Source organism: Gluconobacter sp. OJA, from assembly GCF_039638325.1.
In the GTDB taxonomy this organism is placed as follows: domain Bacteria; phylum Pseudomonadota; class Alphaproteobacteria; order Acetobacterales; family Acetobacteraceae; genus Gluconobacter; species Gluconobacter cerinus.
In genome coordinates, this window is record NZ_JBDIWI010000001.1 from 468,102 (window position 1) to 483,735 (window position 15,634).

Annotated in this window: 15 protein-coding genes; 9 read left to right on the plus strand and 6 right to left on the minus strand. The window is 56.9% G+C overall.

Annotated elements, in window-relative coordinates; all coding sequences use genetic code 11:
- Nucleotides 1-3 precede the first annotated feature (3 nt).
- A complete protein-coding gene (locus ABDK75_RS02200) occupies nucleotides 4-2,244 on the plus strand; it encodes a primosomal protein N' (protein WP_346004854.1) in 2,241 nt (746 codons plus the stop codon).
- 66 nt (nucleotides 2,245-2,310) lie between these two features.
- On the opposite strand, the gene ABDK75_RS02205 is transcribed toward ABDK75_RS02200, so the two are convergent.
- From ABDK75_RS02205 to ykgO, 3 genes are all read right to left on the minus strand, one after another.
- The gene (locus ABDK75_RS02205; RefSeq protein ID WP_046900693.1) at nucleotides 2,311-2,541 is read right to left on the minus strand and encodes a hypothetical protein; all 231 of its coding nucleotides are present in this window, start codon (nucleotides 2,539-2,541) and stop codon (nucleotides 2,311-2,313) included.
- A gap of 64 nt (nucleotides 2,542-2,605) precedes the next feature.
- Nucleotides 2,606-3,232, minus strand: a complete 627-nt coding sequence (locus ABDK75_RS02210) for a hypothetical protein (protein WP_346004855.1) — start codon at nucleotides 3,230-3,232, stop codon at nucleotides 2,606-2,608.
- A 41-nt stretch (nucleotides 3,233-3,273) separates the two neighbouring features.
- Nucleotides 3,274-3,399, minus strand: coding sequence for a type B 50S ribosomal protein L36 (gene ykgO / locus ABDK75_RS02215; RefSeq protein ID WP_007281615.1), 126 nt, complete (start codon nucleotides 3,397-3,399; stop codon nucleotides 3,274-3,276).
- A 142-nt stretch (nucleotides 3,400-3,541) separates the two neighbouring features.
- Here ykgO and ABDK75_RS02220 point away from each other — a divergent pair, with 142 nt between their 5' ends.
- The 5 genes from ABDK75_RS02220 to ABDK75_RS02240 all read left to right on the plus strand — a co-directional run bounded on the left by ABDK75_RS02220 (nucleotide 3,542) and on the right by ABDK75_RS02240 (nucleotide 8,684).
- A complete protein-coding gene (locus tag ABDK75_RS02220; protein WP_346004856.1) occupies nucleotides 3,542-4,030 on the plus strand; it encodes a hypothetical protein in 489 nt (162 codons plus the stop codon).
- Nucleotides 4,031-4,196: 166 nt separating this feature from the next.
- Complete coding sequence (locus tag ABDK75_RS02225) at nucleotides 4,197-6,206, plus strand: FUSC family protein (protein WP_099211696.1); 2,010 nt, start codon at nucleotides 4,197-4,199, stop codon at nucleotides 6,204-6,206.
- Complete coding sequence (locus tag ABDK75_RS02230) at nucleotides 6,200-6,400, plus strand: DUF1656 domain-containing protein (RefSeq protein WP_046900697.1); 201 nt, start codon at nucleotides 6,200-6,202, stop codon at nucleotides 6,398-6,400. Before ABDK75_RS02225 ends, ABDK75_RS02230 begins: the two co-directional genes overlap by 7 nt.
- Nucleotides 6,401-6,416: 16 nt before the next feature.
- Nucleotides 6,417-7,367: an HlyD family secretion protein gene (locus ABDK75_RS02235; protein ID WP_064274642.1), complete on the plus strand. Its 951-nt coding sequence runs from the start codon at nucleotides 6,417-6,419 to the stop codon at nucleotides 7,365-7,367.
- Nucleotides 7,368-7,496: 129 nt separating this feature from the next.
- Nucleotides 7,497-8,684 carry a lipase family protein gene (locus tag ABDK75_RS02240; RefSeq protein ID WP_346004857.1) on the plus strand — a complete coding sequence of 396 codons (1,188 nt, stop codon included), beginning with the start codon at nucleotides 7,497-7,499 and terminating at the stop codon, nucleotides 8,682-8,684.
- A 43-nt stretch (nucleotides 8,685-8,727) separates the two neighbouring features.
- On the opposite strand, the gene ABDK75_RS02245 is transcribed toward ABDK75_RS02240, so the two are convergent.
- A complete protein-coding gene (locus ABDK75_RS02245) occupies nucleotides 8,728-9,843 on the minus strand; it encodes a hypothetical protein (protein ID WP_346004858.1) in 1,116 nt (371 codons plus the stop codon).
- A 228-nt stretch (nucleotides 9,844-10,071) separates the two neighbouring features.
- Between ABDK75_RS02245 and ABDK75_RS02250 the strand changes: the two genes are divergently transcribed.
- A complete protein-coding gene (locus tag ABDK75_RS02250) occupies nucleotides 10,072-11,388 on the plus strand; it encodes a lipopolysaccharide biosynthesis protein (protein ID WP_317215192.1) in 1,317 nt (438 codons plus the stop codon).
- A gap of 40 nt (nucleotides 11,389-11,428) precedes the next feature.
- On the opposite strand, the gene ABDK75_RS02255 is transcribed toward ABDK75_RS02250, so the two are convergent.
- Entirely contained in the window at nucleotides 11,429-13,528 is a 2,100-nt protein-coding gene (locus ABDK75_RS02255; protein ID WP_346004859.1) for a S9 family peptidase, read from the minus strand.
- A gap of 244 nt (nucleotides 13,529-13,772) precedes the next feature.
- Between ABDK75_RS02255 and ABDK75_RS02260 the strand changes: the two genes are divergently transcribed.
- Nucleotides 13,773-14,255 (plus strand): DUF2501 domain-containing protein, encoded by a 483-nt coding sequence (locus ABDK75_RS02260; protein ID WP_086633450.1) that lies wholly within the window; start codon nucleotides 13,773-13,775, stop codon nucleotides 14,253-14,255.
- 73 nt (nucleotides 14,256-14,328) lie between these two features.
- Here ABDK75_RS02260 and ABDK75_RS02265 read toward each other — a convergent pair whose 3' ends face one another.
- Nucleotides 14,329-15,093 (minus strand): SDR family oxidoreductase, encoded by a 765-nt coding sequence (locus ABDK75_RS02265; RefSeq protein WP_346004860.1) that lies wholly within the window; start codon nucleotides 15,091-15,093, stop codon nucleotides 14,329-14,331.
- Nucleotides 15,094-15,198: 105 nt separating this feature from the next.
- Here ABDK75_RS02265 and ABDK75_RS02270 point away from each other — a divergent pair, with 105 nt between their 5' ends.
- Nucleotides 15,199-15,621, plus strand: a complete 423-nt coding sequence (locus tag ABDK75_RS02270) for a helix-turn-helix domain-containing protein (protein ID WP_211498621.1) — start codon at nucleotides 15,199-15,201, stop codon at nucleotides 15,619-15,621.
- Nucleotides 15,622-15,634: the final 13 nt, after the last annotated feature.

Here is a 15,634-nt window from a genome sequence, read left to right on the forward strand (position 1 = left end):
GGCATGGCATCCAGCAGCCTACCCAAGCCTGACCTCTGGCGAAAGCCACCCTCCACCGGAACGCGTGTCTCGGTGCTCGTTCCGCTGCCTTTTCCGGGTCCGTTAGACTATCTGGCACCCATGGCGCTTCAGCCGGGCGATCTGGTGTCAATTCCTCTGGGAAAGCGGGAAACGGTCGGATGTGTCTGGGATACGACCAGCACAGTCCCTGCTGACTTCGCGACGGCTCCGGGGCGCGAGGTTCCGCTGTCCCGCCTGCGTCCAGTTGTCGAAAAGCTGGACGTACGCCCCCTGCCGGGCAGTCTGCGGCGGTTTATTGATTGGGTTGCTGCATATACCCTGACGCCGCCTGGGCTTGTACTGGCGATGGCAACCCGCATTCACCTGAAGGACGCACCAAAGCCTGCGTTGGGTTGGGTCAGAACGGAACAACCGGAAGAAGGCCTGCGCATCACTCCGGCCCGTCGCTCCGTCCTCAATGCGGCGTCCAATGCGCCGATGACGACGTCTGATCTTGCGGCGGCCAGCGGCACCAGTTCCGCCGTGATCCGAGGGCTCGCGACTGCAGGGCTCCTTCGGGAAGCCGTCATCTCTGTCGCGGCTCCTTTCGCAACGCCGGACCCGACCCACGGTGCACCGCAGCTGTCTGAAGAGCAGGCAGATGTTGCCGAGCAGCTGTGCCGCCCGGTGAAAGAGCAGCGTTTTGACGTCACTCTGCTGGAGGGTGTGACAGGATCGGGAAAGACCGAAGTCTATTTCGAGGCTGTCGCGGCCTGTCTGGCCCAAGGGAAACAGGTTCTGGTCCTGTTGCCGGAAATTGCTCTGTCAGCTCAGTGGACGGATCGGTTTATCCGTCGTTTCGGTGCAGACCCAGCCGTATGGCACTCCGACCTCGGAACCAAGCGCCGACGCGAAACATGGCGCGCTGTGGCGGACGGGACGGCCCGTGTCGTTGTGGGCGCGCGATCAGCGCTCTTTCTGCCGTTTGAAGATCTTGGACTCGTTGTGGTGGACGAGGAGCATGAGAGCGCCTTCAAGCAGGAAGAAGGCGTCATGTATCATGGGCGGGACATGGCTGTGGTTCGCGCCCGTCTGGCGAACGCTCCTGCCATTCTCGTGTCTGCGACGCCGTCACTGGAGACACTGGCGAATGTGGAAAGCGGCCGCTATCACCATGAGCTTCTGACGGCCCGGCATGGCGGAGCGACGATGCCGGACGTCTCTCTGGTCGATATGCGGGCTGATCCGCCAGAGCGTGGGCTCTTTTTATCCCCGGTGCTCTGCAATGCCATTGATGAGACCCTGAAGAACGAGGAGCAGGCGATGCTGTTCCTCAACCGTCGTGGCTATGCACCGTTGACGCTCTGTCGTGCCTGTGGGCACAGGATGCAGTGCCCCAGCTGCTCCACTTGGCTGGTGGAACATCGCGCGCGTGGCATCCTGACATGCCATCATTGCGGTCATACCGAGAGTATTCCGTCAGACTGCCCGCAATGCCACGCCGAACACTCGCTCGTACCCATTGGGCCGGGTATTGAGCGCATTACGGAAGAGGCAAAGCTGCGTTTTCCTGAAGCAAAAATTCTGGTCATGTCTTCGGATACACTGGGCTCCCCGGCGGCTACGGCGGAAGCCGTACGGAAGATCACGGATGGCGAGGTCAATCTCATCATCGGGACGCAAATTGTCGCCAAAGGCTGGCATTTCCCGAAGCTGACTCTGGTCGGTGTTGTGGATGCGGATCTGGGGTTGGGCGGCGGCGATCTACGGGCAGCGGAACGCACGGTTCAGCTTTTGCATCAGGTCGCGGGTCGTGCGGGTCGTGCGGAGCGTCCTGGCCGTGTCCTGCTTCAGAGCTACGTGGGTGAGCACCCTGTCATGACGGCGCTTGTCTCCAATGATTTTCAGACCTTCATGGAGCAGGAAGCTGAGCAGAGACGCCCTTCTTTCTGGCCACCATACGGCCGTCTGGCTGCGCTGATCATCAGTGCTGCGACAGCAGACGCGGCAGATGCGCTGGCAAAGGAAATTGCGTTTGCGGCGCCGGAGCGGGAAGGGGTGCAGGTTCTTGGCCCAGCCCCCGCGCCTTTGGCCGTGCTGAGAGGGCGACACCGTCGGCGACTGTTGTTGCGAACAATGCGTGGCATCGCCGTGCAGCCGATTCTGCGAGACTGGCTGAAAGATATCAAGCCGACTGGCAGTGCCCGGATCGATATTGATATTGATCCAATTTCGTTCCTCTGAGGGCTACGAGGAACGTGGAAAGGTGATCTGGCCAGCAACCTGAAAAGGTGTCTGGCCAAACCAAACTCAGGCCTTCCGGTTGCGGAAGAACTGGATGGTTGCTGCCACGACGGAAATAACGGCGAGTGCCTGCTGAAAATAGGGGCGGAAACGCTTGGGGCCGATAGTGGCCATGCCGGTCATGACTGCCAGGCTGATTTCGCGGGCGCGACCGGCATGCTTGCAGCAGGCTTTGACTTTGCTGCAGCAACCCTGTTTTGCGGGAGCCTGATCGGCGGGAACTGTTTTGGTTTTCATGAAGGTCCTCCTGAATAGAATGAATCAGGGAATGAACGCTGACGAATACAAGAGGTTGTGTTCGTCAGTCTTCCTGTCCGTCTTTCTCTGTCTGAAGGATTTTGAGTTGCTTGTCTGCATCAGGAGCATGCGGATCAAGCTGCATCATCTGTTTGTAAGCACGAAGGGCAGCGTCTGGCTCGTGCCTTTCCCGCTCTGCATCCGCCAGCATTCCCCATGCCGTTGCGTCACCGGGGTCTGCCTGAATAACCACCCCGAGATCGGAAATTGCACCATTGTTGTCGCCTGCGGCAAGGCGCACGGCAGCACGATAACGGCGGAGAATGGATTGGTCAGGCTGGATGGTGATGGCGGAGGTGAGGTCGTCTTCCGCGTTCTGGAAATCGTGTTTGCCCAGTGCGTCCTGCGAATCGGATAGGAGCATCCGTACAGCGCCTGTCAGGCTGCGGCTGCGCAGGCTTTCAGCCTGGTCAGCAAGCTGACGCGCAATTTTTTCATTTCCAGCTAGAGCGAGAGCCTTTTCCGCCTCAACAAGACGTTCCTGAACGGTCTTGTGGTGTGGATGTGTCTTGCTGGAATCGTTTTTTGTAGGGGAAGGAGCGCTGGCCGGTCCGGACGTTTGGGACGGGGCAGGGGTTGGCGGTGTGGCAGAGGAAATGGCCGGTGCACAAAGCAGAACGGCGCCAGCCATCAGCCAGCGCCGTCTGTTTGATATCCGGCGGATCAAAGCTATTAGCCCTGACGTGCCTTCATGCGCGGGTTCTTCTTGTTGATGATGTAAACGCGTCCACGACGGCGGACAACGCGGCAGTCCTTGTCGCGGACCTTTGCGGACTTCAGGCTGTTGCGGATCTTCATGATGTTTCCAGGCTCTCGACTGTATGGCCCACAATGGACCGGATAGCGGGCCGAAACGCCCGCAAAAGGATGGCCTCGCTTAGCGACCGTCCCTTAAGGAGTCAAGGTCAACAGCGTCCCGCAGCGCGGAAAAGCTGCCAGAATGCGTTCTGCAACGGTGTGTGACTATCATGCCATGAGGCTTGTCCGGAGATTATTTTCCCCTAATCATGCCGTCATGATCAAGCGTCGCTTTGTGGCCTTCCTCCTTTTGGCCGTCCCGCTCGCCTTTCCAGCCCTGGCTCACGCCGAGGATGGAGGGGCCAAAACCAATGATGACGACCCATCGATCAATGCTTTGGGCATCGGGGTCAATCAGGTCCTTAAGGTTTTGCAGACTCACCCCGATTCTGCCACGGATGCCTGCATCAATGCCCTCAAGGAAATGCATGCTGCGCAGGACCAACTGAGCAAGGAAGAGGGCCATGAAAACAACCAGGACGTTGAGGTGGCGCGGGACGTGACATCGTCCACCATGGAAGACGTGACAACGATCTGTGGTGCGGATGCACGGACGCTGTGCAGGGAGTCAGCGGAAAGTAATCCGAAGCTCGACGCAGCATGTCATGCTTTGCCCCATGAAGACGACTGAGGATTCGGTACATCACGTTCAGGCGATAAAATCCGTCAAATCATGTCAGGGGCAATACAGGGCTAACCTTCTTCTAAAGTGAGGAGTAGGGTTTTCAGTCTGAGTTGATGACTGGAACTGTAAGCTGCGCCGGAATGACCCGTTTGCCTGGCAGGGATAATCTGTCTTGACCGCCACGTTACAGTCGGTCTTTCGCCCGGGATGGATCCAGTTCAGCCTCCGAACCTGGATTGCGCTCGTTCTGGCTTTGGCCACGGCGTTCTGGGCGCAGGTCGATACACCGGCCGGCGCTGGCGTGACTGTCATGATCCTGGCCCAGCCCCTGAGAGGGCAGGCTCTTTCCAAGGCATTTTATCGCTTTCTCGGGACCCTGCTGGGTGTCGGCGTTTCTATCCTTCTGATTTCCATGTTCAGTCAGGATCGCGGCCTCTTTCTGGGAGGCGTCGCTCTCTGGATGGCTGGTTGTGCCTTTGTGGGGACGCTGGAGCGCGACTTCCGGGCTTATGGTGCCCTTTTGGCTGGTTACATGGTGGCACTTGTTGCTGTTGCCAGTATCGATGCGCCCCAGAACATCTATCATGTCAGTGTAGCGCGTGCCTCAACGGTCGCTATCGGCGTTGCATCCATTGCGGTTGTCAATCTGCTGTCTGGCTCACCACAGGCCTGGCGTAATCTCGCCAAGGGGCTCCAGAACCTCGGGCAGAGAATCCGTGGCCTGAGCCACTCCGCCATCATGGGAGAGCCATCCCCCTCCGCGCAGGGGACAACGGCTCTGGCCTCCGAAATCCTGTCTCTGATGACGCAGATTTCTTACGCCCGGACGGAGCTGGATCGTAGCCGCCTGCGGATGGCAGGAGCCAAACTCAGCATCATCGGTATGTTGACGGTTCTCACCTGTAGCCGTGCGATTTCTACGTTGCTGAGTGAAGGTGGGGTAACGGACATTCTGGTCCGCTACGTGCGCCAGTGGCACGAGCGTGTTGAGGACGGCACGAACCGTCAGGAAACGATGGGCACCATCCTGTCCAACATCCGACGGGAAGATCCGGAGTATTTCCCGACACCTCGGGATGCCTGGTTTCTGGAGCGTGCTGCGACGCTTCTGAGTAACCGGCTGCATATCCGCACGGGTATCAGTACACTCATGAAAGCAACCCCGGCAGGGGAGGCGCTGAAACTGGCGACGCTTTCAAACAATCCAGACTACATTACAGCGTTCATCAACAGCATGCGTGTGCTGCTTGGTTTCAGTTTTATAGCAGCATTCTGTGTGGGAACGGGCCAGCCAGCTTCTGCCACCGCCCTTTCCCAGAGCGCACTCGTTCTTGTCCTTGCATCTTCATCACTGGACACAGCCGTGTTCGGTAAAGGCGCGATGATCGGGACGCCTTTGGGAATTCTTGCGGCCGGGTTTCTGTCTTTCTGGGTCTTACCCCACGTCTATACGCTTCAGGGGCTGGCTTTTGTTCTGCTTCCCCAGACCGTTATTGCCTGCCTGCTTCTGATGAATCCGAAAACAACCGCTGTGGGCTTTCACTATGGTGCGTTCTTTCTCGTCTTCGTAGGCTTGGGGAACCACCACAGTTACGACCCGGGCGCGTTCCTCGAACGCAACACATTCTATTTCCTGTCAGCGGTTCTTTCATTCATCCTTCTGGTTCTGCTGTGGCCCCCAACCGCGCGCCGACATCGGTTCCGCATTGCCGTGACCATCTCTTCGGATCTGGAATCGCAGCTGAGCGGTCATGGTGAGGCTATGGGCCCCGCGTTGCTCAGCCGGAAATATGATCGTCTGAGCCAGCTCCTGTTGTGGACAAAGCGTCTCCCGAAGCGCGGTACGGCCTCAGAGCATGTCTTTGAGCGCCTTGTCGCGCTGGAGGATCTGTCCAGCACGATTGCCCGTGTGCGTCTGTACCTCGATCAGGCGGCACGGATGCCGTCTCTGAGGCACCTTGTGAGGCCTGCGCGTAAAGCGCTCGCACAGGATAGTCTGGCGCTCCTGGAGAGTGAACTGGCAGATATGACGCAGGCCTTCCTTGACCGACTACGTCTGGGCGCCCCCAGTGAGGAAATTCTGATCCTCAACTGTGTTGGTGGGCTGGAGTCCGTGCGCGTCATGCTTCTGCGAAATCGGACAGCCGTTCATCATTATGGAATAGGACGTAAACGATGGTGATGAGACAGGTCGTAGACCTTGGCGGTTTGCTTGTGTCCGCGTTCGTCGTCAATCTGGCGTTGTCACTTCTGACGCTGGCCATTCTCCGCTGGCTCATGGGCTGGCTTGATCTGTGGCGTTTCGTCTGGGATCCGCCGCTTGCCCAGTTCGGCATCCTTATCTGCCTGCTTGGGCTCTATACCCTGATCCTCTGATACAAGGCCGTTTCAAGTGCTATCCAGTGCCCATCGTCTGATCCGCCTGACCATTACGATCTCCATTCTTGTGGTGGCTGCCGTCGTGGTGGTTATCCTGTGGGATTACTACACGGCCTCTCCCTGGACACGGAATGGCCAGGTGCGTGTTCAGGTCGCCAATATCGCGCCACGTGTTTCAGGGCAGATCCTGCATGTGAATGTGCTGGACAATCAGCCGGTTCACCATGGAGACGTCCTGTACGAAATTGACCCGTTCGATTTCCAGGTTGCGGTGGATGCGGCCAAAGCCAAGGTGGCCGAACGCAAGGCAGACATGGAGTTCAAGGAAGTTCAGGCCCAGTGGCGTAAAGCCATTCCCGGTGTGGCGGTCTCACAGGAAGAAAAGAAGCAGTACGTTGCACTGTCGCAGCAGGCAGCAGCGCAATACGCTTCTGCTCAGGCAGACCTGCGTCAGGCAGAAATCAATCTGGACCGTACAAAAGTCCGCAGTTCCATAGATGGTATTGTCACAAACCTGATCATGCGACCGGGTGACTTTGCAACGGCTGGCGTCGTGAACATGCACGTCATTGATACCAACTCATACTGGATCGACGGCTATTTCGAAGAGACCAAGGTCCATGATCTGGATGAAGGCGATCTCGTTCGCATGGATCTGATGGGCTACCACGACCCACTTTTCGGACATATCGAGAGTATTACGCGCGGTATTGCCAGTAACAATGCACTGGTGAATGAGCAGGGTCTGCCGACAGTTGATCCGGTTTATACATGGGTGCGTCTGGCACAGCGTATTCCTGTGCGCGTGAAAATCGATAAGGTCCCATCCGATCTCACATTGGCTGCTGGCATGACCGCAACCGTGACGGTCGTTTCAGAGACGGGAAATCGTCGTCATCGTTCAACGCAGGATGCGTTTCAGCATTTCGGTGATGATGTTCGTCACCTCTTTGGTCACAAATAACGGAAATTCCAGTATCCGGGGCGAAAAGGCCCCGATTTGGGTTGGCACAAGATTTTCACACAACTTTTTCCGTCAGAACCCGTACCTTACTTTGTCAGGCCCACAGAGCATTTCAGGTAAGGAAGAATTGTGCGCGTATCTTTTTCCCATAAGACGATCAGTCTGGTTATGGGTGGCGTTTGTATTGCTGCCATCTCAGCGCAGGCGAATGCCGCACCGCAGAACAGCGCACAGAAGCCGGGTGTTCTGCTGAACTCTGCTCCGTTGGCAGAGACCCTGAGCCTTCCGAATGCTGCTCGTTCCCTGCGCATCACCTATCTTTCCACAGATGGTGTTACGGGGAAGGGGCTCGTCCCCGTGACTGCCGAAGTCATTGTTCCTGCTGGTGAAGCGCCTGCAGGCGGGTGGCCGATTGTTGCCTGGGCGCATGGTACGGTTGGAAATGATGACAGCTGCGCACCGTCTCTGAACCCCTACAGCGAGCGTAATACTCATTACCTGTCCGAATGGATGAAGCGCGGTTTTGCGATTGTCGCAACGGATTACCAGGGGCTGGGAACACCGGGCGTGCACCCATATCTGAATACACGGGCTGAAGCTTACAGCGTGCTGGACTCTGTGCGGGCGGCGCTGAAGTCTGTGCCAGGCCTCCAGAACAAGGTGATGATCGTCGGGCAGTCCCAAGGCGGCGGCGCAGCCTTTGCCTCTGCGGCGTTTGCACCGACTTACGCTCCGGATATCAATGTGCGCGGGACTGTGGCGACAGGCATCCCGTACATGACGCCGGAAATACTGTCTGGCCTGTTACAGGAAGCTGGCAAGTCATCGGGATATAGCCCGCTGGTGGCTTACACGCTGCTGATTGGTTCGTCCTATGCTGGTCTGCATCCGACCTTCCGTCCCGAAGACGCCTTTACGTCCAAGGCTATGCCGGCGTTCAAGGCAGCGGCTGACTCCTGCCTGACGGGCCTCTCAGATATGGCGGAGAAAGACGGTCTGACGCTTGCGAATGCGCTTCAGCCTACGTTTGTGAAGGCCATGACGCCCGCATTCAAAACAATGACGTACCCGACCCTGAAACTGGCCCAGCCACTTTTTGTTGGAACGGGCACCGCGGATCAGGACGTTCCGCCGCAGCTTCAGGAAGGTTTGGTCAAGGCAGCCTGTGCCGCTGGATCAACAGTTCAGGCGCATTTGTATAAAGGGCTGGACCACTCCCAGACAGTCAATGCGTCCCTGCCGGACTCTGCGGCTTTCACGAAGGCTGTGATGGCGGGTGAGCCTGTCACACCGCAGTGCACGCCGATTCCTCAATAATCAGATGATCACCCTGAGGGAAAGCCGTCTTCCTCAGGGATTTTCAGACGTTGTTCATAAAACTGACGATCGCGTCAGCCGCTCTCTGCGATGCCCCGAGCAAGGGCTCCCCAAACGTTTCCCGGAACAGTTTTTCCTGCACTGGCCGATAGAACGCATGGCGTTCCTTCGCCCTTGCAACCGCAGGCATAATGTCTGCGGGGTCATCGACCACCTCTCCGAGTGTCCAGTGTAAAAAATACGGGTCGTCACGCCATGGGAGCTTGTGAGGATTTAGGAAAATACAGGGGCGCGGGATGGCCAGAAACTCATAAACCTGACTGCTGACATCCCCAATATAAAGGGCCGCCTGAGATGTGTAGGTCATGTCCAGCATGGCATTTGAACCAGTGTCCACGAGCACCTCGGGGCTTTGCTGGCGTTGAAGCAGACGCTCCCGGATGCCAAAGCCTTTGTGGAACATCTTGATGTGAGGGGCCACAACCAGATTGTACTCGTTCTGTGCCTTAAAGCCTTTGATGATGGTATCCATACATGCGGGTGCAGATGTCAGGACACGCTGATAGTGCGGATTATAGAGCGCGAAGGGGCGTTCGTTGCTGAAAGAAACGGCATTTTCCCGACGGATGGCTTCGAATACATCGAATTTGGGATAACCCACAATGCGTGATGCACCGTTCTGGAGAAGCCCTTTGTCCCGGAAGTAAGTCTCGACTTTCGGACCGGGCACAAGCGTCAGATCAAACTCTCGAACAAGATGCTCGTCGTTAACGTAACGGTCTCCGGCGCCATGCATCAGCAGAATGAGTTTCGGGCCGTTCAGCCCCATGTCTTTCAGGACGCCCGCCGTATATTCCGTTGCGACAACCACATCGTACTGGTTTAACTCTTCAACGTTCTCCTGAAGAATGACCAGTCGCTCCTGATCCAGCCGCCGTGCGCGTTTCAGGATGTTTGCTTTCCAGGATCTGGGAAACGGCAGCAGCGGAAGCGGCGGAACATTCAGGGCGCGTCTGATGCGGGCCAGATGATCAATGGTCTCTGGAAAGCTGTAGTATTCCGTGACGTCACATCCCGGTATTGCCGCAAGTGCACTGGCAACGGATGCGGTGTGATAGCACTGATAAGGCTCGGCAATATAAATAAAGGCGATTTTCATGAGCTTCTTTTGCGTCCTGCCCGGAGCAGGCTGCCTGCTGCTCTTGTCCGGAACGCCGTCTGCTGAAAGGGCGCCATCCCGGTTATGAAGTGCCTCTGAAACACTTCGGAGGCTCGGAATAGGGCCCTGTTCATAGCCCTCGGGTCTTCGCTGTCAAGAACGCGGCAAAACGCAGGGATGCATGTTCCGGCATGGACACTCCCGGGGCTTTGTGGTCAGAAAGCCCGCATGTCGTCCGCCGAGCGCTCTGTTTTCAGATCCATTTTCCGAAATGTCAGTGTTCTCACCCTTGGCCGTGTGGTCAATGCCCTGTGCAGCTTTGTCTATATCGCGTTCACCGTGCGCGCTTTGGGCCTCTCTGACTTCGGATTGCTGATCCTCATTCATTCTCTGGCTTCGACCGGGTCCGTTCTGTCACGGATGCAGTCCTGGCAGACGCTGATTCGCTTTGGCAGTGACGCATTCAGCAAGAACGAAACGGACCTGCTGCGGAAGGTCGTTCATTTCTGTATCCGGCTGGATACGATGTCTGCGGCAGGGTCGATTATTTTCGGGCTTGTGGCCGTACAGATTTATGGTGTGACGGCACACTGGTCCAGACATGTCCGGTTTCTGGCGGATCTGTACGTGATCGTGAGCCCACTGATGTATTCAGGCTGGGCCAACGGTATTCTGCGAATGGCAGGGAAATTTCACCTTGTCCCAATCATTGATACCTGTGCCGCGATCGTAAAGACGGTGGGAGTTCTGGTCGGATATGCCCTGCATCTGAAGCTTGGATATTTCCTTGCAATGTGGGCGCTCGCGATCATCATCGATTACGGTTTCTACTTCTATTACGCGATGGATATCCTGCGAAAGAAGTTCCGGTTCCGCTATTTCCAAGCCTATCGCAGCTGGCGCTGGCAGATCCCCGGCATGTGGCAGTTTACCCGTGCGGCCAGCGTGAACCAGACACTCGGTAACATTTCCGGGCATGTTGCAACGCTTCTGGTCGGTAACGGTCTTGGCCCGGCGGAAGCTGCTGTTTTCCGCGTTTGTCGCCAGATTGCGGACGGGATTGTTACGCCTGCCCAGCTCATCTCCCCGGTGCTGTACCCCGAACTGGTCAAGATGCGGGATAAGCAGGACTGGAAAGGCCTCAAGCGCGTTACATGGAAAATGTTTGGCGTGCTGACCGCACTGTCCCTGCTGCTTCTGGTGCTGTCTGCTTTTTTTGGCTCAAAGATTTTCCGTCTGATGCTGCATGTTCATGTGCATCACACATCGCTTTATATTTCCATCATGCTGATGGCAGCCGTTTTCAGCCTGCTGGTCATTCCGCTGGAGCCACTGCTGATCGTCGTCGGGCATGTGAAGTTCCTGATGACCAGCCGCACGGCTATCATGGCGATCTATTTTCCCGCGCTCTATGTCCTGACCATGCATTTTGGTCTCGCCGGTGCCTGCCTGACGACGGCTGCCTGTAACGCGGCTATCTTACTGTCGCGGTTTGCCGGGGTCTGGATATTTGGCGGACGGATCGGGAAGTCTAAACCCGAGTGATGTCTGGTCCACTGTAGGTGTGGGCCAGACTGTCATCCCTTTAGCGTAGAGGCGCGCGATCCATGGCCCAGATGGCGAAGGCCTGCACCAGCGCAACTTCTTCCAGTCGCTTGAAGCGCCCGGATGATCCACCATGGCCAGCATCCATGTTGATGCGGCACAGGAATGGGCCGCCTGAGGCCACTTCACGCAGCTTGGCAATCCATTTTGCAGGTTCCCAATAGGTCACTCGCGGATCTGAAAGGCCTCCCATGGCAAGAATGGGCGGGTAGGGGCGCGCCTGAATGTTGTCATACGGAGAATAGCTGGCAATCAGATCGTAGGCCTCTTCGTCTTCGAGTGGGTTTCCCCATTCCGGCCATTCTGGTGGGGTCAGCGGCAGGGAAACGTCAGACATGGTGTTGAGCATGTCCACGAAGGGCACCTGCGCGGCGATCCCGGCAAAGAGGTCCGGTGCCATGTTGGCCACAGCGCCCATCAGTAGGCCCCCGGCTGAGCCACCATGAGCAACGATGCGCCCTGCTGAGCCATAGCCCTCTTTGGCCAGATACTCTGCGGCGGCAATGAAGTCCGTGAAGGTGTTGGGTTTGGTCTTGCCGCGCCCCTGCAGGAACCAGTTCCAGCCTTTCTCGGACCCGCCACGGATATGCGCGATGGCATAAACCCATCCACGGTCAACGAGGCTGAAGACTGTTGTGGAGAACCCTGCATCCATCGCAATGCCGTAGGAGCCATATCCGTAGAGCAGAAGGGGGGCAGAGCCATCCAGGGGCTGGCTTTTTCGCATCAGAACGGTGACGGGAACCTGCTCGCCATCCGCCGCGGTCGCGAACAGACGCCGCGTTTCATACCGCGCTGGATCATGGCCAGACGGGACATCGCGAACCTTCTTCAGGGTTCGCTCGCCTGTTGCCAGATTGTAGTCATACCAGTGCGCTGGCGTTGTCGGGGATTGATAGACGTAACGCAGAACAGAGCCGTCATATTCCAGAATGCCCTGAAGGGTCAGATCATATGCGGGTTCGTCCATTCCGATCGTGGCGGCCTGCGCACGAACATCTCCTGTTACGCCTGCTTTGACGACGCGGATATAAACGTTTCCGTCTTTCCGCTCTGCCCATGCCAGATAATCACGCGACGCCGTAGCCGCCAGAAGGTAGTGCCCCTCCAGATACGAGACGAACGGGCGCCAGTTTTCCCGATCTGTGGCCGTATCGGGCGTTTGCATGAACTGGAAATCGACAGCGCCGCCCGCGTTAGTGAGAATGATGAAACGATCATTCCAGTGCGTGAAGGAATAGCGCTCTCCCCGGATCAGGGGGGCCGCAACAACAGGCATTGCCGTTGGTTCGGCAGCAGGAATCAGAAGCGTCTCATTCGTATCGTGATCCCCGCGTTCGATAACGATCCACTTGCGCGAGGCGCTGGTGCCGATGCTAAGGAAAAAGCCTGCATCGGTTTCATCGAAGACGAGTACGTCTGTTCCGCCGGTCAGGGGACGTCGGTAAATCCGCGAGGGGCGGCCATTGTCATCCCGGAAGATCCAGAACAGCCACGCACTGTCAGGGGAAAGAGTAAAGCTTCCAGTCGTGCTTTCAACCGCCTCGGAGCAGAGTTCTCCGGTTTCCAGGTCCTTGACCTGAATGCGATAAACTTCAGAGCCCTGCACGTCTTCGGAATAGACGAAGTAGCGATGATCCGCAGAGTGGGCCGTCCCGCCGAGCGCATAGTAGTCAAACTGTTTGGCGCGGGCGTCCACATCCAGAAGGATCTGCTCTTCTCCGCCGTCGCGCGGGCGCCGTGCCCGGAGAGGATGCTGAGCCCCATCTTCGAAGCGACTGTAATAGGCCCAAGGCCCATCAGGCACGGGAATGGACTCTTCGGCAGGGGGAATGCGACCGATCATTTCCTGCAGAAGCTCTTTGCGAAGCGGCTCCATGCCAGAGAGCACCGCTTCGGCGTAAGCATTTTCTGCTTTGAGGTGATCGGTGATGTCCTGGCGAAGGACAGATGGATCCCGCAGAACCTGCTGCCAGTTCTCGTCCTTCATCCAGGCGTAGGAGTCAGTTCTGGTCCGGCCAAGCTGCGTTGTTGACAGGGGCTCCTGCTTTGGAGCCGGCGGAACGGGGAGGGATTGCATCGCGTCTGACATATCCGAAACCTTGGCGCAGAAATGCCGGGGACTCAATCCAGCGTTAATTGACTGCCTGAATGCGGGGCCTCATGGCGTTATAAAATCGGGAAAGATTATTCGAAAAGAAACCAAGTCGGCTCTCAAGTGTTTCTAGAAAACGGCCGTGAGATAGCCAGCAGAGTATTGCTCTGGTGATTATATTTCTGAATAGCCGCTGTGTAATAATATCGAACATGGAAAGACTCCATCCATGAATACCAATAAGTATTTTGCCGCCGTAGCCGCACTTGGCCTCGCTGTTTCCGGAGCTGCCTTTGCACAGACAGCACCGCAGCCAGGACAGCCGATTGTTCCACCAGGAACGCAGGCCGTGATTACGCCAAATCATGTGCAGGCCGTCGGTAATCTCAACGGTATTGCAACTGCATCAACCCCCGGCACGCTTGGCGAGAACGGCATGCCGTCCATCGACAATGCCCAGGCCGGCAACGTGGCAGGCCTGACGTCCTATTGCATCCATAAGAAGCTCTCGCTGGGTACAGGGCCGCGCTCGGCATCCCGTAAGCTTGCCAAGCGCTCCGATGTCCAGAATGACCAGTACTACTCACTGGGTGGTCGTGGTCTGCTCCAGACCAGCAGCAACACGCCGTTCGACATCTCTACGCTCCCGAAGGACAAGCAGGTTCTGGTCTGCCGCGATCTCTTCAAAAAGGCTCAGAGCCTCGGCAACTGATTCTTTTGAGTTTTCGTTCTGAGAAAAGCCCCGGAGCAACTGCCCCGGGGCTTTTTTTATGAGTATTGGCCTCTTACCCGTTGCGGGCTTGTGCGGCAAAAGCATTGAGCTTGGTCAGTGTTTCATCAAACTGACCATTGGCCTCTGCAAAGCGCAGAAAGCGCACGCGTTCGACAAGAATTTCCGGTGGTGTGGGCTGTTGCGTCAGCAACGCCATGACTTCATTCGTAAAGTCCGTCAGGGGCTGATAGCCGGGACGCGTTTCTTGGCCAGGCGTGAGGCCTGTTTGCACTGCGGGTGGGGCAAGTTCGATAACCTCGACTTTCCCTTTCAGAACCTCTCGGAGGGCAATCGTGTAGGAATGGATCGCGGCTTTGGTGGCGTTATAGGTGGGTGTTGTCGTCAGCGGCACGAATGCCAACCCGGATGTTACATTGATCACGACGGCATCCGGCTGCTTAACCAGATGATCCGTCAGGCTGTTGATCAGGCGGATTGGCCCGAGGAGGTTGGTCGTAATCGTCGCTTCAGCGTCCGTCAGATCATGCGTCTGCGCCAGATCTTCAAATCGCATGATGCCGGCATTGTTGATCAGAATATTAAGTGACGGATATGCGCCTAGAAGCCGTTCTGTAAAATCGGCAATCCCCTCTGGGCTTTCAATATCCAGCACCAGTGCATGCATGTTCGCCCGACCGGCGATCGTCTCATCCAAAGCATTCTGGCGACGCCCGGCGACGATAACCGTGTTGCCAGCATCATGCAGTCGCTGTGCAAGAGCCTGGCCTATGCCTGAGCCGCCACCGGTGATCAGGATTGTGTTTCCGCTCGGTTTCATTGGAGTTGCTCCATTGAGAATTGGAACACTCTATCTAGCGGGCTATCGTCAATTCGAAAGAAGGCACCTCAAAGATTTATACGCACCGAAAAGAGAGTGACCCCCATGACGGATAACCCCTACGAAGCCTCGCCTGAACGCCGTGCTAAGCGTTTGGCCGAAGCAACGCCCCCTACGGAGTGCGATGTGCGCGTTGAGCGATTGGTGACGGAGCTCATTGGTCGCGTTGCTGACAAATGGACGATGATCATTCTGGAGGTTTTGGAAGAGCACAAGGAATTGCGCTTCACGCAGTTGGCACGAAAAGTCGAGGGTATCAGCCAGAAGATGCTGACCCAGACACTCCGGCAAATGGAACGGGACGGGATGGTGACCCGTACGATTCACCCGGTTATTCCGCCACGGGTAGACTATCGCCTTACACCGCTGGGACTAAGTCTGGGTGCAGCATTTTGTGGGGTGTGGATCTGGGCAGAGAAAAATCTGTCTGAAGTGGAAGCCGCCCGGAGTGCGTTTGACAGTAAATAATCTGTGGCTGGCA